The 22,279-nt window shown below is 68.3% G+C and carries 23 protein-coding genes and 2 pseudogenes; 14 read left to right on the forward strand and 11 right to left on the reverse strand.

Going from position 1 to position 22,279, the window contains the following annotated elements:
• Window positions 1-174: 174 nt before the first annotated feature.
• On the reverse strand, window positions 175-588 hold the full coding sequence (locus KUM49_RS29500) for a helix-turn-helix domain-containing protein (protein ID WP_217240014.1): 414 nt from the start codon (window positions 586-588) through the stop codon (window positions 175-177).
• Window positions 589-673: 85 nt separating this feature from the next.
• Between KUM49_RS29500 and KUM49_RS29505 the strand changes: the two genes are divergently transcribed.
• The 6 genes and pseudogenes from KUM49_RS29505 (at window position 674) to KUM49_RS29530 (ending at window position 4,432) form a co-directional block, all read left to right on the forward strand.
• Complete coding sequence (locus tag KUM49_RS29505; RefSeq protein ID WP_217240015.1) at window positions 674-1,486, forward strand: NAD(P)H-binding protein; 813 nt, start codon at window positions 674-676, stop codon at window positions 1,484-1,486.
• A 128-nt stretch (window positions 1,487-1,614) separates the two neighbouring features.
• Entirely contained in the window at window positions 1,615-1,830 is a 216-nt protein-coding gene (locus tag KUM49_RS50800) for a helix-turn-helix domain-containing protein (RefSeq protein ID WP_374200213.1), read from the forward strand.
• A complete protein-coding gene (locus KUM49_RS29515; protein WP_308406787.1) occupies window positions 1,731-2,273 on the forward strand; it encodes a helix-turn-helix domain-containing protein in 543 nt (180 codons plus the stop codon). Before KUM49_RS50800 ends, KUM49_RS29515 begins: the two co-directional genes overlap by 100 nt.
• Window positions 2,249-2,419, forward strand: a pseudogene (locus KUM49_RS29520) (ISAzo13 family transposase); the annotation flags it as partial. The gene KUM49_RS29515 and the pseudogene KUM49_RS29520, both read left to right, overlap by 25 nt.
• 727 nt (window positions 2,420-3,146) lie before the next feature.
• A complete protein-coding gene (locus KUM49_RS29525) occupies window positions 3,147-3,500 on the forward strand; it encodes an STAS domain-containing protein (protein WP_308406788.1) in 354 nt (117 codons plus the stop codon).
• On the forward strand, window positions 3,500-4,432 hold the full coding sequence (locus tag KUM49_RS29530; protein ID WP_217240018.1) for an anti-sigma factor RsbA family regulatory protein: 933 nt from the start codon (window positions 3,500-3,502) through the stop codon (window positions 4,430-4,432). The genes KUM49_RS29525 and KUM49_RS29530 overlap by 1 nt, the downstream gene beginning before the upstream one ends.
• On the opposite strand, the gene KUM49_RS29535 is transcribed toward KUM49_RS29530, so the two are convergent.
• Window positions 4,417-4,614 carry a hypothetical protein gene (locus tag KUM49_RS29535; RefSeq protein WP_217240019.1) on the reverse strand — a complete coding sequence of 66 codons (198 nt, stop codon included), beginning with the start codon at window positions 4,612-4,614 and terminating at the stop codon, window positions 4,417-4,419. The two genes, KUM49_RS29530 and KUM49_RS29535, sit on opposite strands and share 16 nt — an antisense overlap.
• A 415-nt stretch (window positions 4,615-5,029) precedes the next feature.
• On the opposite strand from KUM49_RS29535, the gene KUM49_RS29540 reads away from it, so the two are divergent.
• Complete coding sequence (locus tag KUM49_RS29540) at window positions 5,030-5,212, forward strand: hypothetical protein (protein ID WP_217240020.1); 183 nt, start codon at window positions 5,030-5,032, stop codon at window positions 5,210-5,212.
• A gap of 203 nt (window positions 5,213-5,415) precedes the next feature.
• Entirely contained in the window at window positions 5,416-5,958 is a 543-nt protein-coding gene (locus KUM49_RS29545) for a hypothetical protein (protein WP_217240021.1), read from the forward strand.
• A 20-nt stretch (window positions 5,959-5,978) separates the two neighbouring features.
• On the opposite strand, the pseudogene KUM49_RS29550 reads toward KUM49_RS29545, so the two are convergent.
• The 6 genes and pseudogenes from KUM49_RS29550 to KUM49_RS48705 form a co-directional block, all read right to left on the reverse strand.
• Window positions 5,979-6,982, reverse strand: a pseudogene (locus tag KUM49_RS29550) (IS5 family transposase).
• Window positions 6,983-7,281: 299 nt separating this feature from the next.
• Window positions 7,282-8,217, reverse strand: a complete 936-nt coding sequence (locus KUM49_RS48690) for a transposase (protein ID WP_308406789.1) — start codon at window positions 8,215-8,217, stop codon at window positions 7,282-7,284.
• A 14-nt stretch (window positions 8,218-8,231) separates the two neighbouring features.
• Window positions 8,232-8,453, reverse strand: coding sequence for a transposase family protein (locus KUM49_RS48695; protein ID WP_308406795.1), 222 nt, complete (start codon window positions 8,451-8,453; stop codon window positions 8,232-8,234).
• Window positions 8,454-9,060: 607 nt separating this feature from the next.
• Window positions 9,061-10,962, reverse strand: coding sequence for a sensor domain-containing diguanylate cyclase (locus KUM49_RS29560; RefSeq protein WP_217240022.1), 1,902 nt, complete (start codon window positions 10,960-10,962; stop codon window positions 9,061-9,063).
• A gap of 755 nt (window positions 10,963-11,717) precedes the next feature.
• Complete coding sequence (locus tag KUM49_RS48700) at window positions 11,718-11,858, reverse strand: ATP-dependent DNA ligase (RefSeq protein ID WP_254401983.1); 141 nt, start codon at window positions 11,856-11,858, stop codon at window positions 11,718-11,720.
• A gap of 161 nt (window positions 11,859-12,019) precedes the next feature.
• Complete coding sequence (locus KUM49_RS48705) at window positions 12,020-12,385, reverse strand: hypothetical protein (protein ID WP_308406790.1); 366 nt, start codon at window positions 12,383-12,385, stop codon at window positions 12,020-12,022.
• Window positions 12,386-12,699: 314 nt separating this feature from the next.
• On the opposite strand from KUM49_RS48705, the gene KUM49_RS29570 reads away from it, so the two are divergent.
• Entirely contained in the window at window positions 12,700-13,284 is a 585-nt protein-coding gene (locus tag KUM49_RS29570) for a hypothetical protein (RefSeq protein WP_217240023.1), read from the forward strand.
• A gap of 354 nt (window positions 13,285-13,638) precedes the next feature.
• Here KUM49_RS29570 and KUM49_RS29575 read toward each other — a convergent pair whose 3' ends face one another.
• Window positions 13,639-15,099 (reverse strand): polysaccharide biosynthesis tyrosine autokinase, encoded by a 1,461-nt coding sequence (locus KUM49_RS29575; RefSeq protein ID WP_302185498.1) that lies wholly within the window; start codon window positions 15,097-15,099, stop codon window positions 13,639-13,641.
• 310 nt (window positions 15,100-15,409) lie between these two features.
• Between KUM49_RS29575 and KUM49_RS29580 the strand changes: the two genes are divergently transcribed.
• The 5 genes from KUM49_RS29580 (at window position 15,410) to KUM49_RS29600 (ending at window position 20,236) form a co-directional block, all read left to right on the forward strand.
• A complete protein-coding gene (locus KUM49_RS29580) occupies window positions 15,410-16,279 on the forward strand; it encodes a glutaminyl-peptide cyclotransferase (RefSeq protein WP_308406791.1) in 870 nt (289 codons plus the stop codon).
• A gap of 153 nt (window positions 16,280-16,432) precedes the next feature.
• On the forward strand, window positions 16,433-17,515 hold the full coding sequence (locus KUM49_RS29585; RefSeq protein WP_217240025.1) for a glycosyltransferase family 4 protein: 1,083 nt from the start codon (window positions 16,433-16,435) through the stop codon (window positions 17,513-17,515).
• 96 nt (window positions 17,516-17,611) lie between these two features.
• Window positions 17,612-18,409: an FkbM family methyltransferase gene (locus KUM49_RS29590; protein ID WP_217240026.1), complete on the forward strand. Its 798-nt coding sequence runs from the start codon at window positions 17,612-17,614 to the stop codon at window positions 18,407-18,409.
• Between the two features lie 185 nt (window positions 18,410-18,594).
• Window positions 18,595-19,578 (forward strand): NAD(P)-dependent oxidoreductase, encoded by a 984-nt coding sequence (locus KUM49_RS29595; RefSeq protein WP_217240027.1) that lies wholly within the window; start codon window positions 18,595-18,597, stop codon window positions 19,576-19,578.
• 28 nt (window positions 19,579-19,606) lie between these two features.
• Entirely contained in the window at window positions 19,607-20,236 is a 630-nt protein-coding gene (locus KUM49_RS29600) for a class I SAM-dependent methyltransferase (protein ID WP_217240028.1), read from the forward strand.
• An 82-nt stretch (window positions 20,237-20,318) separates the two neighbouring features.
• On the opposite strand, the gene KUM49_RS29605 is transcribed toward KUM49_RS29600, so the two are convergent.
• Both KUM49_RS29605 and KUM49_RS29610 read right to left on the reverse strand, forming a co-directional pair.
• Window positions 20,319-21,521: a glycosyltransferase family 4 protein gene (locus tag KUM49_RS29605; RefSeq protein WP_217240029.1), complete on the reverse strand. Its 1,203-nt coding sequence runs from the start codon at window positions 21,519-21,521 to the stop codon at window positions 20,319-20,321.
• Entirely contained in the window at window positions 21,522-22,265 is a 744-nt protein-coding gene (locus tag KUM49_RS29610; protein WP_217240030.1) for an O-methyltransferase, read from the reverse strand.
• Window positions 22,266-22,279: the final 14 nt, after the last annotated feature.

The following is a 22,279-nucleotide window of genomic DNA, read 5'->3' on the forward strand; positions in this document are numbered from 1 at the left end:
CGTGCCCATAAAACCATCGCCCAGCACCCGCCCCCGAGCACCCTCAACTACCCCGCCAACAGGACATATACCCAGCCAAAGAGGAATCCAGCACTAGTGCTGCCCCGCGGAAGTTCGTTGAGGGGTTGATCAACTGTCCCAGTCATAGTCGGCAAGGTGCTGGAGCCCGCTTGTTCACCGGATTCCGGAGTCGGGATATTCGGCATCCCATTCTTGGCGTGCTTGCGCGATGGCGTCGCGGTGTTCCGCCGACCAGTCCGTGAGGGCCTTGACCAGATAGGTGAGGCTGTGGCCCATCGCCGTGAGCTCGTACTCGACCTGCGGGGGCACCATGGGGTGCACGGTCCGGGTGACCAGGCCGTCGCGTTCCAACCGGCGCACGGTGAGCGTCAGCATCCGCTGTGAGATACCGGGTATGGCGCGCTGTAGCTGTCGGAAACGGCGGACACCCTGGGCCAGTTCGACGACGACCAGGACCGACCATTTGTCGCCGATCCGGTCGAGTACATCGCGGATCCCGCAGTCCTCGTGCTCGTCGCCGCAGCTGACGACGGGTTCGGTGGTTACCCCGGTGTGCCCCACTGACATGGAAGTGCCTCCTTACGCTCCCTGCCGCAAACCCGCAGGATGATCCCGGTTACCGAAGAGAACCTACCGGAACGGGAAGACCCTGATGATCCTGGTTACGGGCGCCGTCGGCGCCCTGGGCATGCTGATCGCCGAGCGGCTGGCCGACCGCGACGACACCGTCCTTGGAACGCGCGAACCTCAGCGGCTCAAGGCCCCGCTGCCGGTCCGCCACATCGACTTCGACGAGCCCGGCACCCTCGCAGGGGGCTTCGAGGCTGTGGATGTACTGCTGCTGATCTCCGCAGGCTACGGCGAGGACGACACCGTCATAGCTCGGCACGGTGCCGCCATCGACGCCGCAGAGAAGGCCGGTGTGGGGCATGTCGTCTATACGAGCCTGACCACCGACGGCGATCACCTTCCCTACGCGCTGCCGCACCGTTGGACCGAGCGTCGGCTCCAGGCGAGCACCATGGACTGGACGATCCTGCGCAATGGCCTGTACGCGGAGTTGCTGGGTGGCCTAGCGGCGCCGTCGGCCGACGGGCGGATTACCGCCCCGCTCGGCGAGGGCCAACTGGCCGCCGTTGCACGGGCGGATCTGGCCGATGCCGCGGCACACGTGACGGTGGAGGCACCCGCTCATGCGGGGCGCATCCATGAACTCGTCGGCGAGAAGGCCATCGGCGGAGCCGACCTGGCCCGCGCTCACGGCCCACACGTCACCTACGAGCCGGAGACCCTCGCGCAGGCCCGCGCGCGCATCGCCGCTTCCGGCGCCGAGCCGTTCCAGGTGCCGATGCTGGTGGGCACCTACTCCGCCATCGCGACCGGATTCATGTCCCGCACCGGCGGTGATCTGCGTCAACTGCTGGGCCGCGCACCCCACTCCGCGCTCGCAGCAGCCCTCGCATAGCCCACACAGCAACCATTCCGCGCCGCCAGGAAAGTGCCATGCCCCGCGCAACCAAGAGGGTTCTGACGGCGGTTGTGGTGGACCTTGCCGAGCCGGTGCCTGCGCGCCTGCTGCGGCTCACAGCGTCTATGACCGCACAGGTCCGGCAGGTCCTACGGGCGAAGATCGTTCTCGCTGCGGCTGACGGGCTGGCCAACGCCGCGATCGCACGCGAGCTGAAGGTCAGCATCAACACGGTGCGCAAGTGGCGGGGCCGGTTCGCCGCCGGTGGCCGGCAGCTCTGTCTGACGCGAAACGCTCCGGCCGGCCCTGTGTCTACGGGCCGCAGGTGCGCGTCGCCGTAGTGGCCGCCGCCACCAGCGCGCCCCCGCACCCGGAGTCGACCTGGTCGCACCGCAAGATCGCAGCGCAGGTGGCGTGCACGGTCTTCGCCGCGATCTCGCCGTCCCAGGTCGGCCGGATCCTGGCGGATCTGAATCTGAAACCGCGCCGGGTGCGGGGCTGGCTCACCCGCCGGGATACCCCGGACTTCTGGCAGCGGGCCGCCGACGTCTGCAACTTGTACCTCTCCACGCCCGAGGGTGCGGTGGTGCTGTCCGTCGGCGAGAAGACCGCCATCGCCGCGCGATCCCGACGGCACCCTGGGCAGGCGCCCCGGCCCGGACGGATAGCGCGGCAGGAGTTCGAATACCGTCGGCACGGCACCTCCTCCCTCGTCGCGGCACTGGACGTGCGAAGCGGCCAGATCCTCACTGAGACCATCACCCGAATGCCGGCAGGCTCCTGATCACCGCCGACGCCGGCGGCTCCAACGACCCCCGCCGCTGGACCTGGAAAAGCAGCCTTGCCACCTTCGCACGAGGGAGCGTCCTGGAGATCACGGTCTGTCACCTACCGCCGGGCACTTCGAAGTGGAACAAGATAGAGGTGCGCCACGAGGCGCCACTGTTACCGGGCAGGGGTGAAAGAACCCTGCCGCCGGGCTGTCGCAGCAGCCCGGTGAAGCTGAGGGCAGCCGATCAGTGGAGACGCACGGAGAGGTGGGAGCAGCCCTGACAACGACGGAGCGCGTCGGTACTTCCAGACGGCGCGTGTCCGGCAAGCAAGACGAGACGCCGTACGAGAGGAACCAGTGCCTGACGTCCCGTAAGTGTTCCACCGGCTCCAATCTGGAGGATATGGGCCGGGTGCAGCGCACGCCGCCTTCTCGTGGGCGGCGACTTCGAAGCCGGTCTTTCGATGCTGGTGAGGAGGCCACGCTGAATGCCTGCTGCGTAAGTGTGGCGATGCTGTCGGGGTAGAGCTGGGCGGCTCACTCGTCGACCGGAAAGTGGTGATCGTGGGAAGCGTGCTGGCATCGACCGGCACTTGCCTGAGGAAACGATCGCCCGCGCGTCACCTCACCCGTGACGCTCACACCCAGGGTGCCGGTTGCGGCCGACGTCAGCGTCCGGCCCTCTCGGAACGTTGCTGGTTCTCATCGACATTTGCGGGCTCCGCGATCTCCGAGCGCTATCCGAAAACGTCGATGTACGTTGCTCGCTCCTACTTACAGATCCAGGCGTGTCTGCCGCCTGGATACACTGCCCCGTCGGGAGGAGCTTTTCCTCTGCCCGTGCCGTGCCGGTCGGCAGGCGGCTTGATGTGAAGGAGTCCGAGCGTGGATGCCCCACATGCGGTGGGCGGACCCGCCCCGGCGGAGCCCGGGAGGGCCGCTCTGGAGGTGAGTCCGTTGCCCGGTCGTTCCGGGATACGTGCCCGCGGTGAGATCAGCGCCCTCACTCGCCCGTCCTGGGAGCAGGCCCTGTCCGAGCTGGCTCGGCGGCACGCGGGTGTGTCGTACGTGGAGCTGTCGGATGTGGCGTTCGTCGACGTGGCCGGGGTAACCGCGCTGGCGGTCACCGCAATGAACCTGCCCGACGGGAGGGTTGTGGTCGAGAATCCCCCGCCGCAGCTGCCGCGGGTTTTGGAGATGTTCTGGCCGGGCCTGGACCGGATCGAGGTGGCTCTGTGATGAGCACGGTGACCACCCACGAGGCGTTCGTCCACCCTGCCCTTTTCTACCGCACCGAGCAGGAGTACACGCGGCAGACGGTGGCCTTCCTGCGCGAGGGCCTGACCAACGGCGAGCCGATGGCCGTGGCGGTGCCCGGCCCCAACCTGGAGCTGATCAGGGCAGGTCTGGGCGGGGACGCCGAGGGCATCCTGTTCCTGGACATGACCGAGGCCGGCCGCAACCCGGGGCGGATCATCCCCAAGGTGCTGCGCGGATTCGCCGACGCCCACCCGCAGGGGCGTGTGCGGATCATCGGCGAGCCGATCTGGGCCGGGCGCAGCGCGGTGGAGTACCCGGCGTGCGCGCAGCACGAGGCGCTGATCAACGCCGCGTTCGAGGGCCGGGCGGTGACGATCCTGTGCCCCTACGACGAGGAGCGGCTGGACCCGGAGGTGATCGCCGATGCGAAGGTCACCCACCCGACCCTCATCAGCGGGGAGGGACGCGAGTCGGTCAGCGACGCCTACGACTGGCAGGCGGTCGTCGACCGGTACAACCAGGCGCTTGCACCTGCACCGGACGCCGTGGCCTTCTCCTACGGTGGTGAGGACCTTCCGGCGGTCCGCCAGTTCGCTCTCGCTCAGGCGGTGCGGTTGGGCATGGCCGGGGAGCGGCTGATGGATGTGGAGCTGGCGGTCTCGGAGCTGACGACCAACAGCGTGGTCCACGGCGGAGGCCGCGGGACACTCGCCATCTGGGCGGAGCAGGGGCAGCTGGTGTGTGAGGTCCGCGATGCGGGCCGGCTGGCCGATCCGCTGGCCGGCCGCCGCCCGCCGGAGCGCGGCCAGTTGGGCGGCCGGGGCCTGATGCTGGTCCACTACGTGGCCGACCTGGTGCGCGTGCACACCGGCGACGACGGCACGACCGTGCGCTTCTACCTCAGCTTGTGACAGCGCGCGGGCGGCCACCTGTCCGGGTGGCCGCCCGCCCCGCTCCTCTCGCGGACCTTGTATTCCTGCCAGCCCCGCACCGAGGGCCGGTAGGCGTCGTCCAGCCTCTTGAAGACCATCCGCTCCATCCCGACCGACGCCCACGTCAGCCACTCGCGCACGATGTCAGCGTCGGTGGTCATGGGCACAACGTCCAGGCGCAGACAGCCGGCGCGCGGCGAACACGGACTCCAGCGCGGCCCCGCGCCGCCGGTACGGCCACCCGGTTGTGTCCGTCCCGGACAGCCGCAGCAGATCCAGTTACGAAGTGGGCCGGCCACTCTTCCACTGCCCGGGCCGCCCCGGCACCGCGGCACCCGCAACGTCTTCAGGACATCGGACCGTCTCCGCGTTCGCGGTGATCAGGTTCGTCAGCGGGGTGCGATCGACGAGCTCGTCCAGCCGTTCCTTCTGCGGTCCCGAGAAGACATGGCCGCGCCTGAGCTGAGCGCCCTTTTCACCTTGCAGGGTGATGTGACCTGTTTCCTGGGTGATGCGATCTGCCAGGGGAAGACGGTAGACATCTGAAGACTCAGCGCTGAGCCGCCGGAGGCCGCGATGGTGCGTTCACTCCAGGAGGATCACGAGTCCGCCGACGACGCCAGCCTGCGCACGGCCAACCAGGCCCGCGACGTGACCCGCGGGTTCTTGTCCGTGGCCGCACCGCACGGCGGGAGCGGAGCGGACGCCGTGCTCCTGGTGGTGTCGGAGCTGTTCACTAGGGCGCGTATCGAGTCGTGATCAATCTGCAGAATCACCTTCGTGGCGGAGTGTGGCCCGCGTTCCCGGTGTGAGGCGCTGTTGATTCGAGCGAAGGCGGAGGGCGGGAACTGCTCTGACATCGGGCCGCACCAGGACCGCCAAACGGTGCGGGTCCGGTAAGCGTGCTGGAGAGGAGCGACGCCACTGCCCCTGCTGCTGAACGGCGCGTAGCATCTCCGGGCATGACGCTGCTGCCGAACCTGCCTCAGAACACGGCGCTGCTCGAGCTGTTGCGGGAGCAGGGTGTTGCGCAGGTGCACGGTGCCTATGCTTACGAGGGGTGGGAGCTGCATACCCACCCCGATCTGGTCGAGAGACTTGAGGACCTTGCTCCCCGCTGGCCCGTCCTGGCGACCTTCGGGATACCGGTGCTTGGAGCCAAGGGCATCGCCGCGGTCGTCGCCTGGGGTATGGGCATGCTGCTGGTGCGTCTTCCCGAGGCGCCGACCGAGCCTCTGGAGCCCGCAGGGCCCTGTCCGCCCCTGACAGATCCGGGCCAGGGCTGGTACTCGGTCTGCCCCTGGCAGAGCGAGCTTCCTTCGGCGGAGTCCAAGCGCCTGCTGTCGGCGCTGGTTCAGCATGCGCTCTCGTATGCGGCGAGCCTGTCGGAGGACGACAGCATCGACTGGCAGGGGCGCCCGGTGCAGGCACCGGACACGCACAGCGGTAAGGCCAAGGGCAGACGCCCCAGCAAGCACAAGGGCGGACGCGGACGACGGCGCTAGTTTGTGTAGCGGGGGCGTGATCAACGGGACGTCCGGGGCAGGTCTTTGATCCAGATGACCGAGGCGCGCAGTTGGAGGCCGACGAGGTAGCTCTCCGGGGTCTTGTCATACGGGGTGGCGACGGCTCGCCAGGCCTTGAGCTTGTTGATCAGCCGCTCGACGGTGTTCCGCTCCTTGTACAGGCCTGCGTCGTAGCAGACGGGCCGACCACCCCTGGGGCCCTTCTTCTTCCGGTTGGCGGCCTGGTCCCGCTTCTCCGGAATGACGGCCTTGATGCCGCGTCTGCGCAGGTGGACGCGGTTGCCGCGGGACGAATAGGCCTTGTCCCCTGCGACGGCTTCGGGCCGGGTGCGGGGGCGGCCGACGGGCCCACGGACCCGGATCTTCCTCAGTACGGCCATGAACTGCGGGCTGTCCGCGGCCTGGCCCGCAGTCAGGATGAACGCCAGCGGGCGGCACTTGCGGTCGGCGGCGAGGTGGACCTTGCTGGTCTGCCCACCCCGCGAGCGTCCCAGGAGGGCGGCCTCCGGCCGGAGCTTTCGGCGCCGCCGGATGCGTCGTCGCTCCTCCCGCTCAGGCTCCGCTTCGACATCCCGTCCGTTTTGTTCTTCGAGGCTGCCCCCTTTGACCTGGCCTTCTCCTCCTCGGCGGCAGCGTCCTCCAAGGCGGTGAGTACGTCCGTGCTCAGGTGCATCCCAGCGGCGTCGTCGTGGGACCGCGCGGTGGTGGAGTCGATGCTGACCAGGGACAGGTCCACCTCGCCCCGCTTCGCGGCTTCCGCGATCAGGCCCTCCAGGAGGTTCTCGAATACGCCGGCGTCACGCCACTGCCCGAAGCGGTTGGAGACGGTCGACCAGGCGCCGAACTCCGGCGGCATCTCCCGCCACTGTGCGCCGGTCTTGAACCGCCGGATCACTCCCTCGAACTGCTGCCGCAGGCGCTCGGGGTACGGACCATACTCGCCGATTGGCAGGTACGGGTCGATGAACTCCCACTGCTCGTCCGTCAGTTGCACTCGCGTCACGCAAGACGATTTACCGGATCACACCTCGGAGCGAGGGCGAAACCCGCAAATTGATCATGACTCGATACGCGCCCTAGCAGCCAGCGCTCCCCTCGAGCCCACCGCCTTTCTCATACGACCTGCCGTGAAGCGGTGCGCTACAGGCGGGCGATGCCGGGGGAGAGGTCGGGGCGGGCGCGGTGGAGGCGCGCGGGATGCCGTCGCCGGCCGGAGGTGTCGCGGGGCGAGGTCGACGCCGACTTCCACCACCAGCTCGGGTTCCACCAGCGTCAACTGCGACGACATCGAGCTGGCTTTGTTCACGATGCCTCACGCGGGGAGGGTGGGTGTTCGCGCGGCTCGTCCAGAGGCAGGCCCCGCCGCAGGGGTGCGACGGCCATCTTCACGCGCTGGTAGTGGCCCAGGTAACCCTTGGCCAGAAGTTCCTGGTGAAGGATCTTGGCGCTGTGTTCGCCCTCGTCCCAGCGTTGCTGCAGGTAGTCGAGGTAGGGGTCCAGGGTGGACGGGCGGCGGGGCGGGCGGCGCATCACCTCGTGCCAGGTGCGGGCCCGGGCGTACTTGCGCACGGTGCGTCGGTCCAGCCCCAGCTCGCGGGCCGCGGAACTGTAGGAACGGCCCGCCTCGGTCAGCGCGTGCACCGCTTCGAACAGCCGCCGGGCATGCCTGCCGGCGGGAGTGTCCCCCGCAGGATCCTCGGCAGCTTCCTCGTGAGGGGGCGGATCGCATGCCTGGCCCGGGGGCAGGGCTGCGGGCAGGCCCCCGCGGTGGGCGGCGGCGATCTCCTGGACGCGCCGGGACAGGCCCTGCCACAGGTGGAAGCGATCGCTGACCTGGACAGCCTTCGGGGCGCCGTCGGCGATGCCCTGTCGGTAGGTCAGCGAGCCGTCCCGGCAGGCGACTTCGACACCGGGATGCGCGCGCAGCCAGCGGCTGAGCTGTTCGGCGTTCCTTCCTTCCCGGAGCGTCAGCGGGAGCCGGGTGGTGGCGTCGACCAGAAGGGTGCCGTAGGCGTCGCCGTAGAGCGCGAAGTCGTCCACCCCGAGCACCCTGGGCGTAACCAGCGAAGGCAGGGCCACTCGCATCAGCTGCGAGAGCACGGTGCACCGCGAGAGCTCGACATTGAGGACGCGCAGCATCCTGGCCCCGCCCCGGCCGGCCAGCATCACACCGACGGCCTCGACCAGGTGCTGCAGCAGCGGAGTGCGCCGCTGATAGTGCACCGTAAGCTCGGGCACCTGTTCGGCAAAGGTCAGCTCGAACAGGCTGTGTTCTCGCAGTACAGACGGCGCACGCTCAAGTCGATCCGCACCGGACGGCCGCCGAGCGTGGTATCAGCGAGGTGCCGCACATAACGGCTGTGGCTCCACGCACTTCTCGTCCCGCACCCCGTACATCCCGCCGATACGCCGGATCTGGTCCGGGCCCGGACCACCACGCAAGGACCGGAGACATCAACCGACTCCACCAGCACACCCGCCAAATGCGGTAACAAAGTTGTCGAGCTCGGCGTCGGAGATCTCAACGGTCTCAACCTGGGGAGCGGAGTTCATGAGGAAACTTCCCTTCGTATGGATGATCCACAAGGGGGTGGCCCCGCCGGGAACATAGCGGGCCTCGGCCGCAGGCGTGCGACACCCGTTTCCGGAGACGTTCGCGCGGGCCCCGCAGCGCAGAGATCAAAGCACGGAGCGCACCGGCTATCCAATCAACCGGAATGCAAACTTAGGAAGTTGAACGTACAGGCTGCACATCCGTGCAGGTGCGCACGCGACGTGAGGGCGGTTTCTCCACATGCCGCGCGGCACTGGGACCCCGACTTGTATTGCGTCCACGCTTTCGAACGGGACTCTCCGCACCAACAGAGCGTTATGTGGCAGGCTCGTGTGTAGACGCATTGCGCACCGCGCCGCAGTTGCGCATTCGATGTGCAGATTCACTGGAGCCGGGAATGCCACTCCACCTCGGACACTGACCGTTGTCGATCGGTGGCATACGTATGCCCGCTCAGGACGGCGTACGCCGAGCGCAATGAGGTGGCCTGCGGCGACGGTGTGGACGACAGTCGATTTGCCTTGCGTTCAGCCGTCTTGCTGCTGTGGGACCGCCGTGCCTCCGCACTGGGGGTGCTCGGTAGGGCGATCACCGGTTGTGGCGTCCTGCAGCGTCTGCGTCTGGCTCTGGCCGTTGTCGTGGTTACTCATGGCCGATCCGGCGGCAGGCACGCGGGGGCGCGCCGCTGATCGGTCCTGACGGTCGCCTTGATGAGCTGGCGGCGGGTCTTGTGCAGCCGGTTCGTCTGTCTCCTGGAGAGGAATGGCCGCGTGGTGGGCCTTGGGTGACGGACTGTTGCGGTTTTGGTGGGGTTGGGGGATGTGCATTCGGATGCGCGCTTTGCCTGCTCTTTTGGCCTCGTACATGGCTTTGTCGGCTTGGTGGAGGAGTTCGTCCGGTGTGACGCCGGGGAGGGCTACTGTCATGCCGATGGAGGCGGAGACGAGCGCCTCCTTGCCGGCGATCTGGTAGGGCTGTGTCAGGGCGGACAGGATTCGCTCGGCGACGTCTCTGGCCCGGGAGGGGTGTGTCCCGGCCTCTCCCTCTAAGAGGGCGGCGAACTCGTCACCGCCGAGGCGGGCTACGGTGTCTTCGGCCCGTACGGATGCCCGGAGCCGATGAGCGGCGTGGACCAGGAGAGCGTCGCCGACCGCGTGTCCGGCCGAGTCGTTGACGGCCTTGAAGCCGTCCAGGTCCACGAAGAGCACTGTGGGTGGGGCTGTGCGAGTGGTCCGTTTCCGCATGGCGTGCGCGACTCGGTCGGCGAAGAGGGCCCGGTTGGGCAGTCCGGTCAGCGCGTCGTGGAAGGCCAGGTGCTCGAGTTGTTCCTGCAGGGCGAGCCGTTCGGTCACGTCCCGACTGCTGAAGATCATTCCCTCGGTGTGGTAGCTGACCGTCGATTCGACGTGGCGCCAGCGTCCGTCGGCGTGGCGGACCCGGCAGGACACGCGGCGGCCCGGACCGCGGATGCACGATGCGGCTTCCTGCCGCAGCGCCTCGGCTTCCTGCATCAGCGGCATCACGTCGTCGGGGTGGCAGTACAGGGGCAGGCGGGCACCCAGCAGGTCCTCAGGCCGGTAGCCGAAGACGTGGTGGGCGGCCGGACTGACGTAGCGGACGCGGCCGTCCGGACTGACGATGGTGATCACGTCGCGAGTGCCGTCGACCAGGGTGCGGTAAAGAGCCTCCCGGGTGGTGGCTTCGCGGGTGATGTGAAGGTGATCGGCGTGGATGATGCCCTGCCGGATACCAAGCGCGACAAGGAGCGAGCCTGCCAGGACCATGAGGGCCATGTCAGTGTGGCCGCCGACCGTGGTGTGGGCTGCCAGGGCAAGGGCGCAGACGGCCACGGGCACGAAAGCGGCCACGACTGCGACGACGGGCATGAGGTGCTGGTCGACGTCCACGACGCTGGTGCCTCCGGTCAGCCATGGGGCGACGGCGATGAGGAGCAGGCCGGTGATCGAGCAGGCCGCCTCGCAAGGAATGCCGTACCAGGTGCCCGGGGCCGGCATGAGGATCCGCAGCATGTCGCCTGCCGACAACACGACGAGGGCCAGGACGCTCACCGTTGTCGCTGTGCGCTCAGGGCGCTTCAGTGAGTAGCGCAGTGCCACCAGAAGTCCGAAGACCAGGATGTCCGTCACCACGCGTGCCAGATCCTGCAAGGAACCGAACACATCGCCGCTTTCGTCGGCGCGATGCAGCAGCAGCACCCAGCCCAATGTGAGCAGGGAGCCGGCGATCATCCAACCGTCCAGGACTCGCCGCAGCCAGATCAGCGTCGTGCCGCGGTCCGCAACTGCGATCACCAGTCCGGCGATCGCCACCACCAGACACAGGACGATTCCGGTGACCGCCAGCAGCTGGAGGACGAAGTGGACGCCACCAGCGGGCTTTCCTCGAGAGGAAGGGAGCTGAGTGACCACGAGGTGGTGAAGGCCACCCGCTGCCACAGAGCCCGCAAAGAGCGAGAGGCGAAGACGCACCCGTCCGGCGGCCGCCCTGGCGCGCCCAAGGAGGGACAGGACGGCCAGACCATGCGCAGCCGGCACTCCTGCAACGGCTGGGATGAACAGCGCCGCTGTCCCGCCCGCGCTCACTGCGGCGGCAAGTACAAATACCAGCCCCAGAGTCTTGCCCCGCCCACAGGTTGCCGATCGCCAGCCGATACGAACGGCGTGCAACGAGCCCCACCAACCGGCTTTGCCCAGCCTCACGCGAACCCCCGACGGTCATCAAGCCCAAAGAGGGCAGGCACACCGTGTCCGGTCTGCTCCAGTCGAGAAGAGGATAGAAGGATGTCTAGTGGATAGCCCCGTTAAAAGTAGTAAGTTCACCTGAAGAAAGGATTTACCCCTATGGGCTGACACCCTGCCAGTTGCTATTTGAACCGCGCTCCATGGCGCCTCGCGGCAGCGAGGAAACGTGGACGGTCGTGTCGGGTTTCAGTGTCGTACGGGCGTTTGACCCGGTAGGAGTTGTGGCGGGCTCACTTGACGAATCTGGGATCGGTTTCGGGATTGAGGCGCTGGAGGATTTCAGCGGCGGCGCCGTGGCGGGCGATGTCCCGTCAGTCAGGGGGAAAGGCCGCCGCCACCCTCGTCCTGAGCAACCCGGCTAAGGGCGTTCAGCTACTCCGAACCCCCCCCACGATACGCATCCCTCACATGCGGGTGCACAGTCACGGCGGCGACGACCAGAGGGGAACGTCGGCGGGGGAGAGGTCGGGGCGGGCGCGGTGCAGGCGTGCGGGGTGGCGCCACCGGCCGGAGGCGTCACGGGCGACGTCGACGCCCACTTCCACCACCAGCTCGGGTTCCACCAGCGTGACGACCAGTTTTTCCTGGCTGCCCCACCCGGCGGAGAGCGACCAGCCCGTCCACGGATGACCGCGCCGCCCAGCAGCCAGAAGGTCGGCGACCGCAGCACCCGCCTGGGCGAGAGTGGTGGTGCGGCCGACGTACTGAAGGCGGCCTCCGTCGTCTACCTGCCGAGCAGCAGCGTGCGGGGAGTGGCCAGGGAACCGGTGACCGCGCCGACGATCGTCTCGCTCGTCTCGCGGACCTTGTATTTCTGCCAGCCTCTCGTCAACGGGCGGTAGGCGTCGTTCAGCCTCTTGAAGACCACTCCCTCCATTCCGACCGACGCCCACGTCAGCCACTCGCGCACGGTGTCGGCGTCGGTGGTCGATGGACACAGCGTCCACGGCGCCGACAGCTGGCGGGCAGCGAACACGGACTCCAGCGCGGCCCCGCGCCGCCGGTACGGCCACCCCGTCGTGTCCGTCCCGGACAGCCTGAGCAGATCGAACGCAACAACGTGACAGCACCCGGCCCGCTCGGTCCGCACTCAGTCGCGCAGCGTCTCCCGCCCCTGCCGGAGACGGGCTCCGAGGTGTCCGCCACTGAGGATTCCCGAAGGGGCCGGACCAGGTGGATCCTCCCGTCGCTGCCGGAGCGGCTACCAACTCGGTCGTCGCACGATCCATCGTCAGGCGACAGACATGCGTAAGAAGGACCAACAAGCGCCACACCATCCGGTGACTTCTGGTCGAGCCCAAGCTGTGACGAATCGATATACACCATTTACCCATGTATACAGGTCTTGACACGAGGCCGACGTTGCGTCATCCCACCTGACCTCAATCCCGAAAGGTGCAAAGTATGAGAACCTCACTGCTGTGGCGGGTTGCCCTGGCGTCGGCGGCATCCGCTGCTGTCATCGCCGCGCCGCTGGTGGGCGCAGGCACAGCCCACGCCCAGTATCCGCCCCCTGGTCCGAGCCTGACCCTCTCCTCGGACACGGTGGAGGCCGGAGAAGACGTCAGCTTCACAGGAACGGGCTTCGCCCCCAACCAGTCCCCCGTCACGGCAGCGCTGTTCTCGAAGAAGGTCGTGCTCGGCCGGTTCCAGGCCGACAGGCAGGGAGTTGTCGAGGGCACGGTGACCATCCCCGAGTGCACCGAGCCCGGCCTTCACACCTTCAAGCTGTTTGCGCACGACCCCGATCTGATTCTTCGTGCGCCCCTCGAGGTACTGCCCCCCGCGGACGATGTCGACTGTCCCGACGACGATGGTCGCGACGACCACTACGGCCACGACGGCAGAGGGGACCACCGCGGCCACCATGGCCGGCTTGCGGACACGGGCAACGACAAGACGCTGATGATGATGGGAGGTGCGGCGGTCGGGCTGGCCGTAGTCGGTGGAGGGACAATGCTCGCCATGCGCCGTCACCGCAAGTCCTGACGGAGGGACGGGTACACACCGTCGTCCGGTGACCCCGATGCCGGAACCGTGCCACGGATTCCGGAAGGCGCCGCTGACCGCAGCTGCGCTTTCCTTGGCCGGTGCCGCGGCTGCCGAGCCGATCGGGGTCACCGGACGGCTGCCCCGCTTCGAACAGCTCGCGGACGCGGAAGGATCCGGAAATCCATACTGCGGCGGTCGTCCTCGACCGCTACCCGCCCCGTGGGTGCGCCGCAGACCTGTGCGTCAGTTGCCAGACCGCTCGGTGGCGGTGCCGGCACGCGAAGCCGTGTGTAACTGCGCATCTCCACCCTTCCCCCCTTTGGACGAACCGAGCCCTTCTCTTCTCTCGCCTCACTTCTCACCTGCTGTCGGCGCAGGCGCGCCGCTCTCGTCCAGGTGGGCCGACATGCGCGGTGTGGGCAGTTCGCCGTGCCCCCTGTAGGCGTCGTAGCCGGCGCCTTTCGGTGCCGCGGCCATGCTGAAGACGGTGCCCAGGACACGACTGCCCACGCGCTCCAGGGCCTCGACGGAGGCACGGACCTGGTCACGGCTGGTTTTCGAGGCGCGGACGACGAGCAACGTGCCCTGGGCCAGCGGAGCGAGTCCAAGGGTATCGGCGACCGGCAGCAACGGCGCCGTATCGGCGATCACCACGTCGTAGGTACTCGCGAGCTCACTCAGCAGTTCCCTCATACGGGTTGAGCCAAGCAACTCGGTGGGGTTCGGTGGCTTCGGGCCACTGGCGAGCACCGCGAGCCGATCGTCGGCTTGCTGGATGACGTCCCCGACGCGGGCTTGCCCGATCAGCACAGTGGTCAGTCCGGCGTCCTGGATGAGGCCGAAGGTCTCGGCCACGCTGGGGCGGCGCAGATCGCAGTCCACCAGGCAGGTGGAGGCGCCCATCTCCGCGAGGGAGAGAGCCAGGTTTGCCGCGGTGTTCGTCTTGCCCTCGCCAGGCAGCGGACTGGTCACCATGATGATCCGGGGACGATCGTCGACCTGGGCGAACTGCAGGTTCGTGCGCAGCTTCCGGAACGCCTCGGCGCGCGGGGAGTGTTGCCCCGCTGTGGTCACGAGCGGTCGTCTGGGTGCCTGCTTGTCGAACGGGATGGATCCCAGGTCCGGCAGCCCGGAGAACTCGGTGAGCGCCCCACTGGTCTTCAGGGTGGTGTCGAGAGTTTCCCGCAGGACCACAAGCCCGGCCCCGACCAGCAGCCCACCGAGCACTCCGACGGCCAGGTTGAGCAACGGACGTGGCGAGTCCGGGACGGCGGGCGTGGTCGCCTTCTGGGTGATGCCCAGCGCGACGGGCGAGACGGGCGGAGGAGGTACCGGCTGGCGCGCGTCGGTCGGCTCCGGGGACATCGGCCTGGGCGGTGTTTCCAGTTGCTCGACGACCACGGTGAAACGCTCCGCGACGGCGTTGGCGATGCCCGCGGCACGCTCGGGAACGGTATCGCGGACGCTGATGTTGATGAGCACGGTGTCGAGCGGGGCTTCGGCGGTGATCCGAGACGCCAGTTCCTCCGGTGTGGTGCGCAGCCTCAGCTCACGTACCACGGGCTGTGTCACCTGGCTGGTGGTGACGATCGAGGCATACGACTGCACACGCGCCTGGGAGAAGCTCTGCCCCTGAGTCAGCTGAACCATGTCCTCGCCATGGCGGGTGGCGACGAAGAGCTGAGTCCGCGCCTCGTAGGTGGGGGTGCTCAAGCCGGTAGCGGCGCATGCGGCGCCGACAGCGAGGACCAGACAGACCACGGCAGTCGGCCAACGTCTGGCAAGAGCCTTCAAGAATCCTCGCAGATCCAAACTGCACCTCTCATAGAACCAGGCGAATCGCCCGAAGATGACACATTTTTCCCTTCGTGTAGAGGTGAAGGTAGGGGATCGAACACCTCAGTCCGGGTAGCCACCCCAATGTCGGCCCGACAAACAGCCCTGTAGGCAGACACCTGTCGGTTGAGGGCCCCTGATCCACCGTGCCGAGCGAGCGCTGCACCATCCGGTGGCTTTTCTGCAGCGCCGCACGGTTCGACAGTCCTGCTCGCCGTTCGCCGGTGTAAGCAGTCTTGGTCAGAGGCCGCCGCTCAAGGTCACCGTGAAGCGAGGAGTTCCTGCCGTGTCTGAACGCCTGCGATTCGCAGTGGTAGCCGTGCTTTCGGTCGTGCTGCTCGCCTCCTGTGCGGCGGAGGAAGCGAGGGAACACCCCGCGTCCGGCGTGGTCGCCGGGGCCAGGGCGGCGAAGGGCGAGTCGGTTTCCTCCGGCGGCATGGAGCAGTTGCGCGTCATGGTGCTCGAGGTTCTTCCGCACGATCCGCAGGCCTTTACTCAGGGGTTGGAGGTGGCCGGCGGCACGTTGTACGAGAGCACTGGCCTGGTCGGTCGTTCCTCGGTGCGGGCAGGTCCGACCGGAGGGCACCCGACAGTCCAGAGGGCGCTGCTCGCACCGCTGTTCGGGGAGGGCATCACCGTGGTCGGCAGGAAGCTGTGGCAGCTCACCTGGCGGAACCGCATCGCCATCGAACGCGACGCCAGGACACTGTCGGAGGTGCGTCGTGTCCCGTACCCCGACGAGGGCTGGGGCGTGTGCCACCAGCGGTCCAGAAACCGGCTGGTGACGAGCAACGGATCATCGCGGCTGACCTACCGGGATCCGAGGACACTCGCGAGGAGAGGCGACATCAACGTCACCCAGGGCGGCCGACCGGTGACAAAGCTGAACGAACTCGAGTGTGTCGGCGAGGCCGTGTACGCCAACGTCCTGTTCACCGATCGCATCGTGCGCATCGACTCCGCCACCGGTGCGGTGACAGCGAGCATCGACGCCTCGGGCCTGCTTCGCAAGGACGAACGCGTGCACGGATCCGCGCTGAACGGTATCGCGGCCGTCCCTGGCACCGACCAGTTCCTGGTCACCGGCAAGCTCTGGCCCAAGACGTTCCGCGTGGCCTTCGTTCCGGCCGGGCGCACCGGCGGCTCCGAGGGCTGAACGGCTCTTCCGTTCCAGTGAAGATCGGCGAGGCGAGCGAGAGAAAGCGCGAAACGTCGCGATCCTTCAGTGTGTCCGATTCACACAAGGTGGAGCAACGCGGCGATGCACATCGTGCGGGTAAGCTACCGGATCCCTCCCATGCAGGGCGGAATGGAGCGTCATGTCGAGCGCCTGACGCATCATCAGGTACAGGGCGGAAACCGGGTGACGCTCTCGTTCCGGCATGGCGCAACGGTCCCGGTCGGCGCCACGCGGCTGCCGCTGCAAAGAACCACCCCGTCCCGGATGCTGGCGCGGGCGTCCGACCGGCTCGCGTTCTCGGCGGCAACGGCTGCCGCGATCACGGACCTCTGCGCCGGCTCGACACGACGCGCCGTGGACCTGGTACACCTTCACGGCGACTACGTCGAGGCCGCCTGGCTGGGGCCCGTCTGCCGACGGCTGGGAATTCCGCTGTTCCTGACAGTCCATGCGGCACTCGCCGACCGGCATCAGTGGCTCGCCCGGCGTGCTTTCCGCAGTGTGGAGGCGTTCATCGCGCTGGGGTCGGCGACCGCTGCCGACCTTGTGGCGCGTGGCGTGGACCCGAGGCGCATCCTCACCATGTCCAGCGGCCTGGAGCTGTCCGCCATGCCGCCACCCGCCGACGCCCGGGCCCGTGAGCGGGGCCTGATCGTCAGCGTCGGCGCGTTGAACCCGATGAAGAACCACGGTCTGCTCATCGAGGCGTTCCACGAACTGGCGAGCGGCCGACCGGGGGCGCGCCTCGTCATCGCAGGCGAAGGACCGGAGCGTGACCGCCTGAGCCGGCTCGCGGCAGCGGGCCCAGGTGTCGAACTCCTCGGCCCCTTGCCCCGGCAGGAGGTCTACGACCTGGTCCGGCGAGCCGAGGTGTTCGTACTCGCCTCACGCCGACTCCCCGGAAAGGGCGAGGGCGTGCCCACGGCGGCGCTGGAGGCGATGGCGCTTGGAACACCAGTCGTGGTGTCCTCCGACGCCTTGCTCGATCCCGTGGTGAGCGTCCGCGGGGCGTACCGGGTCTTTCCGTCCGGGGCGAAGCAGAGCCTGGTGAACGCCCTGAGAACCGTGCTCGACGACGAGGCGGGCCGTTACCGGATGAGTGAACTCGGGCTGCGCGCGGCCGGGGAACTGGACTGGTCCCGGGTCGCCCGGCGCGTGGACGACTGGTACCAGGCGGCGCTGGGACGGCGGCGCGCCCTCGCCGGACACTGAAAGGAGCAGACCATTGCCGACAACCATTCCTGGGATGGTCAGACTGGCCTGGGAACATCCCGCCACCCGTGGCGGCGGGGCCGGGCCCTCGCCGGCATGGCCGGGTGGCAGGCCTGGAAGCGACTGGTCCGGCGGCCGGTCGACTTGCCCGTGTACGGCGACTTGTCGTTCCGTGCCTACCCCGACAGCACGCAGCCGGGTCGCTTCGTCTATTTCGGGGGACTTCCCGACTACGAGGAGATGACCTTCATAAAGCGCTATCTCCGTCCAGGAGAGGGGTTTATCGACGGCGGCGCCAACGAGGGAATGTTCACCTTGCTCGCCGCGCAGCTCGTGGGCCCGACCGGAGCCGTGCACTCCTTCGAGGCCGTCCCCGCGTTCGCCCAACGGCTGCGGGACAACGTAGATGCGAATTCCCTCGGGTGTGTGACCGTCCACGAAATGGCGATCGGAACGGAACCGGGTACGACGTCGTTCGTCATCAGGGGTGCGGGCTCGCGCATCCGGACGGATACCGACAACGGCAACACCGTGCGGGTGAGGCTCGGCCGACTCGACGACACTCTGCCTGAGCACCCCTTCGCCATGGGCAAGCTCGATGTCGAGGGTGCGGAGTACCTGGCGCTGCGCGGCGCGGGCCGCCTCGTCGCCCGGGGCGAGCCGGCGGTGTGGATGCTCGAACTCGTCGACACGTTCCTCCATCGCTTCGGCTCCACGGCGCGTGGGGTCCGGCGGTGGCTCGGTGACCACGGTTACGACGTGGTGCTCTACGACCCGCACAGCAACCGGCTTGTCGCGGCCCCGGATCAGCTCCGCCCGGGGCAGCCCGACGTACTGGCCGTGCGCCGTCAGCGGCGTCGGGAAGTGGAAGCGCGGCTCGCAGAGACGGTCTGACCGCGGACAGAAGAGCGAAGCCGATGCCGACGCTCGGCCCCACCTGCGGACGCAATCACGAAAGTGCCCAGAATGTCTGAACCGAGAATATCGCCCAATTCGGTAAGAATGTGACGTTCGGTTCACTGGTGACGGCCTGTGACCGCTGATGCGGCACGGGCCGTGCCGACGGAAGGGGATCCGTGATGAGTACGGCGCACTGCGTCGAACGTGCTGTTGTGACCGGGGCGGCGGGCTTCATCGGCTCCCACCTTGTGGACACCCTGCTACAACGCGGGACCACCGTTCTGGGCGTCGACCGGCGCTCACCCCGTGACAACGCCATGGCGGCGGAGAACCTCGCGAGCGCGCTGGGCCACCCGGGCTTCCGGCTGGTTCAGGGCGACCTCGTCACGGACGAGATCAAGCCCTGGGTCGACGGCGCGGACGCCGTCTTCCACCTCGCCGCCATCCCGGGCGTCCGACCCTCCTGGGGGGACGGTTTCGGCGAATACGTCGCGTGCAACGTGCTGGCGACGCAACGCCTGCTGGACGCATGCGTGTCCTCCGGGGTCTGCCGCCTGGTCCTCGCCTCCTCCTCCAGCGTGTACGGGGACGCGATGGGCAGGGGGCCCCTGCACGAGGAGTGCCTCACGGCTCCACTGTCACCGTACGGGGTGACCAAGCTCGCGGCCGAACGTCTCGCTCTCGCCTACGCGCTCGCTCCGGCAAGCCCCACCAGCGTGATCGCACTGCGCTACTTCACGGTGTACGGCCCCCGGCAGCGGCCGGACATGGCCATCGGCCGGATGCTGCGCGCGGTCCGCACGGGACAGCCGCTGCGGCTCTACGGGGACGGCCGCCAGCGCCGGGACTTCACCTACGTTGCGGACGCCGTCGCGGCCACCCTTGCCGCGGCGACCGCGGAGGCGACCGCGGAGGCGGTCAACGTCGGCGGCGGGGACAGCGTTTCCGTGCTCGACGTGCTGAGCCGCATCGCCGCGATCACCGGCGCCGAGGTCCCGGTGCGCGACGACAGTCACCAGCCGGGCGACGTACAGGTGACCGAAGCGGACCTCACGAAGGCGCGTGAACTGCTCGGCTATAAACCTTCGGTCACGCTGCGCGAGGGCATCGAGCGCCAGTGGCGGTCGCTGACCGCCGCCGCGACTCACCGTGCGGAACGGTGACCGCGAAGATGGAGTCGAAGGAGGGCTGGTGCACGAGGAGATGAACGTCGCGAAGGTCGACGGAGGCACGGCGCTGCAGAAGGTGTCCGGAATCGTTCGTACGTATCCTTCCATCTGGCAGGGCACGGTGGTGGACGTCGGTTGCCGTACCCGCGAACTCGAGGCGGCGCTGAGCGGTCGCCAGGTGCGCTACGTGGGCGTCGACCTCGACCCGGCGGCCGAGGTCGTGGCCGACCTTGGCGACCGCCTGCCGTTCGAGGACCGGTCGGTCGAGGTGGTGACCGCCTTCGACGTCCTGGAGCACACCGACGACATCCACCGGGGCTTCTCCGAATTGTGCCGGGTCGCCCGCGAACACGTCGTGATCACCCTCCCCAACTGTTACGAGGTGGGCACCCGGGTCAGGCATCTGTGCGGCAAGCCCATCTCCGCGAAGTACGGACTGCCCACCTCACCGCCCGAGGACCGGCACCGCTGGTTCTTCTCCCTGGAAGACGCGCGGGGCTTCGTACGCAGCGCGTCCAGTCGGCACGGCTGGCGGGTGACAGACGAACGGGCGCTGCTCGGACCCAGGCGTCAGCGCATCGGACGGGCCGTGTGCCGGTGGCCGAATCTCCTCTGCGCGACCTATCTGGTGCGCCTTCAGCCCTGCTCGTGAAACCCGCTCCCGGCGCCGAGTGCGATCTCCTCGCACTCGGCGCCGGGACCGCGGACGCCGGGGAATCTGACCGGGCATCCGCTCAGAGCATCGCCTCGATCATCTCGGCCGCTCGCTGCGGTGAGAACTTCTCCTGCGCCCTGCGCCGCAGCCGCAGCCCCAGCGCGCACCGGTCCTCGGGCGGCATGGCTGCCAGGCTTCGCAGGTGAGCCACCAGCCCGTCCAGATCACCGACCCGTGCCACACACGGATAGCCGGCTCCCACCACATCCCTCGAACCACCCGCGTCCGTCGTCACGACAGGGGTGCCGCAGGCCATGGCCTCCAGCAGAACCCGCGGGAAGCCCTCCTCATAGCTCGGCATCACGACGCAGTCCGCCGCCGCGTACAGCTCGGGCAGGTCGCGGTTGGGGACCGCCCCCAGCAACTGCATCCTCCCGCCCAGCGCGGGATCCGAGGCCTCGCGCTCCAGGCGCGGCCGCTCCGGGCCGTCCCCTGCGACGACGAGCCGGACACGTACGTTCGGATCCGCGGCTTCCACGACTCGGCTGACCTCGGCGAGCAGTGGAGTCAACACACGCGCGCCCTTCCGGTACGACAGCCGGTGCACGAAGAGCATGACGAACTCGTCACCGTTCCAGCCGAATTGCTTGCGCGCCGTGTGGCGCGCCTCCGTGTCCAGCGGAGTGAACCGGCTGGCGTCGACATCGTTGTACAGCAGCCGCATCCGGTGCCGGGGCACCCCCCACAGACCGGCCATGATGGGGACCATGGTCTCCGGCCCGGTGACCAGGCAGTGCACCGCTCGCGCCGTCACCCGATTGAGGACGTCCTGCAGCCTGTGTCGCAGCAACTTGCGTCGCTCCGGCTCCCGCACGTCTGGCAGACCGCTGCGCCACAGCAGGATGCGGTGGCGGTACAGCGGATACGTGAGGATCAGCACGGTCACGAACAGGGTCGAGTAGCGCAGAAAGTAGGTCCGATAGCCGGCGCGAGCGCACCGGTGGATGGTGAGCGCCGTGCCCAGGACCCGGCCGAGCCTGCTCCGGCCTGGCACGCGCAGCAGGAGACGGACGCCCGCCAGACGCTCCGGCGGGCTGCCCCGCTCGACGGCGGCCGCGAGATCGATCCGTGCCCCCAGTGCCGCGAGCAAAGCCGGAATGTGCGCGAAGTGCTCAGATTCGTTCTGCGACAGATGGGGGACGACGTAGACAAGCCCTGGACGCACAGCCGGTGCGGCGGAGACTGCCGCTCCGGGTTCGCGGTGCCGCTTTCTGCCGGCCATCTAGCCCACCCGCTGGGCCGGTGCAACACCCCGCACGTCGGTGCCGAGTCGGCGCACCGCCCCGGTGATCTTCCGCGAGTCGAAGAGGAAGACAGGGCGCTGACCGTGCCGCCCGCAGAAGTCCAGAAAGGCCCTGCTGGAATTGACGTCGTCGCTCGCGAAGACACCGCCCTCGGCCATTCTGGGCCAGGCCTGCCTGTACTCGAACAGCTGCGGCAGATAGAGATGGTCGCTGTCGTGGAAGAACAGGTCGATGGTCCCCACGCGCTCCAAAGCCCGGCTGAAGCACGCCTCGGGGTCCTTGGCGTCAAGGATCTCCAGCCGCCACTGCGGGTGTTCACCCACCAGCCGCCCGGCAGTGCGGTTGATGTCGAAGCTGTGCAGCAGCCCTGAACCGTTGCGCTCGAGTGCGGCGAGGATCAGCCAAGAGGACCGGCCGTCGGCCACACCGGTCTCCACCACCGACCGGGGCCTGAGCAGCCGGCTGAGCCCGTACAGAACGGCGCTGGTCTCCACTTCCACGCCGTGCGTGCGGGGATAGTGGAGTTGCGTGTCCGCGTAGCGGTCGGCCAGCCTTTCGGCGACCTCTTGGTACTCACCGAGCACGAGCTCGATCTCGGCGGGCTCCCACCCCAGTTCCCCGAGGAAATCGGCTGCCGATGTGGTGAGCCTGCCTCCGGACTGGGTGAAGTCCCGGACGCTCGGTTCCGTGTACCGCCGAATGCCGGTTCCCAGTGTGCGCATGGCGACGTATCCGC

It is taken from the genome of Streptomyces sp. AC555_RSS877, from assembly GCF_019049245.1.
Classification (GTDB): Bacteria; Actinomycetota; Actinomycetes; order Streptomycetales; family Streptomycetaceae; genus Streptomyces.

Bases quoted from the DNA above. Each gene is read 5' to 3' on its own strand.
- KUM49_RS29610 (WP_217240030.1), bottom strand. From the start codon at position 22,265: ATGCGCACACTGGGAACCGGCATTCGGCGGTACACGGAACCGAGCGTC.
- KUM49_RS29585 (WP_217240025.1), top strand. From the start codon at position 16,433: ATGGAGCGTCATGTCGAGCGCCTGACGCATCATCAGGTACAGGGCGGA.
- KUM49_RS29590 (WP_217240026.1), top strand. From the start codon at position 17,612: ATGGCCGGGTGGCAGGCCTGGAAGCGACTGGTCCGGCGGCCGGTCGAC.
- KUM49_RS29540 (WP_217240020.1), top strand. From the start codon at position 5,030: ATGGTGCGTTCACTCCAGGAGGATCACGAGTCCGCCGACGACGCCAGC.
- KUM49_RS29500 (WP_217240014.1), bottom strand. From the start codon at position 588: ATGTCAGTGGGGCACACCGGGGTAACCACCGAACCCGTCGTCAGCTGC.
- KUM49_RS29545 (WP_217240021.1), top strand. From the start codon at position 5,416: ATGACGCTGCTGCCGAACCTGCCTCAGAACACGGCGCTGCTCGAGCTG.
- KUM49_RS29605 (WP_217240029.1), bottom strand. From the start codon at position 21,521: ATGGCCGGCAGAAAGCGGCACCGCGAACCCGGAGCGGCAGTCTCCGCC.
- KUM49_RS29505 (WP_217240015.1), top strand. From the start codon at position 674: ATGATCCTGGTTACGGGCGCCGTCGGCGCCCTGGGCATGCTGATCGCC.
- KUM49_RS29595 (WP_217240027.1), top strand. From the start codon at position 18,595: ATGAGTACGGCGCACTGCGTCGAACGTGCTGTTGTGACCGGGGCGGCG.
- KUM49_RS50800 (WP_374200213.1), top strand. From the start codon at position 1,615: ATGACCGCACAGGTCCGGCAGGTCCTACGGGCGAAGATCGTTCTCGCT.
- KUM49_RS29535 (WP_217240019.1), bottom strand. From the start codon at position 4,614: ATGACCACCGACGCTGACATCGTGCGCGAGTGGCTGACGTGGGCGTCG.
- KUM49_RS29530 (WP_217240018.1), top strand. From the start codon at position 3,500: ATGAGCACGGTGACCACCCACGAGGCGTTCGTCCACCCTGCCCTTTTC.
- KUM49_RS29570 (WP_217240023.1), top strand. From the start codon at position 12,700: ATGAGAACCTCACTGCTGTGGCGGGTTGCCCTGGCGTCGGCGGCATCC.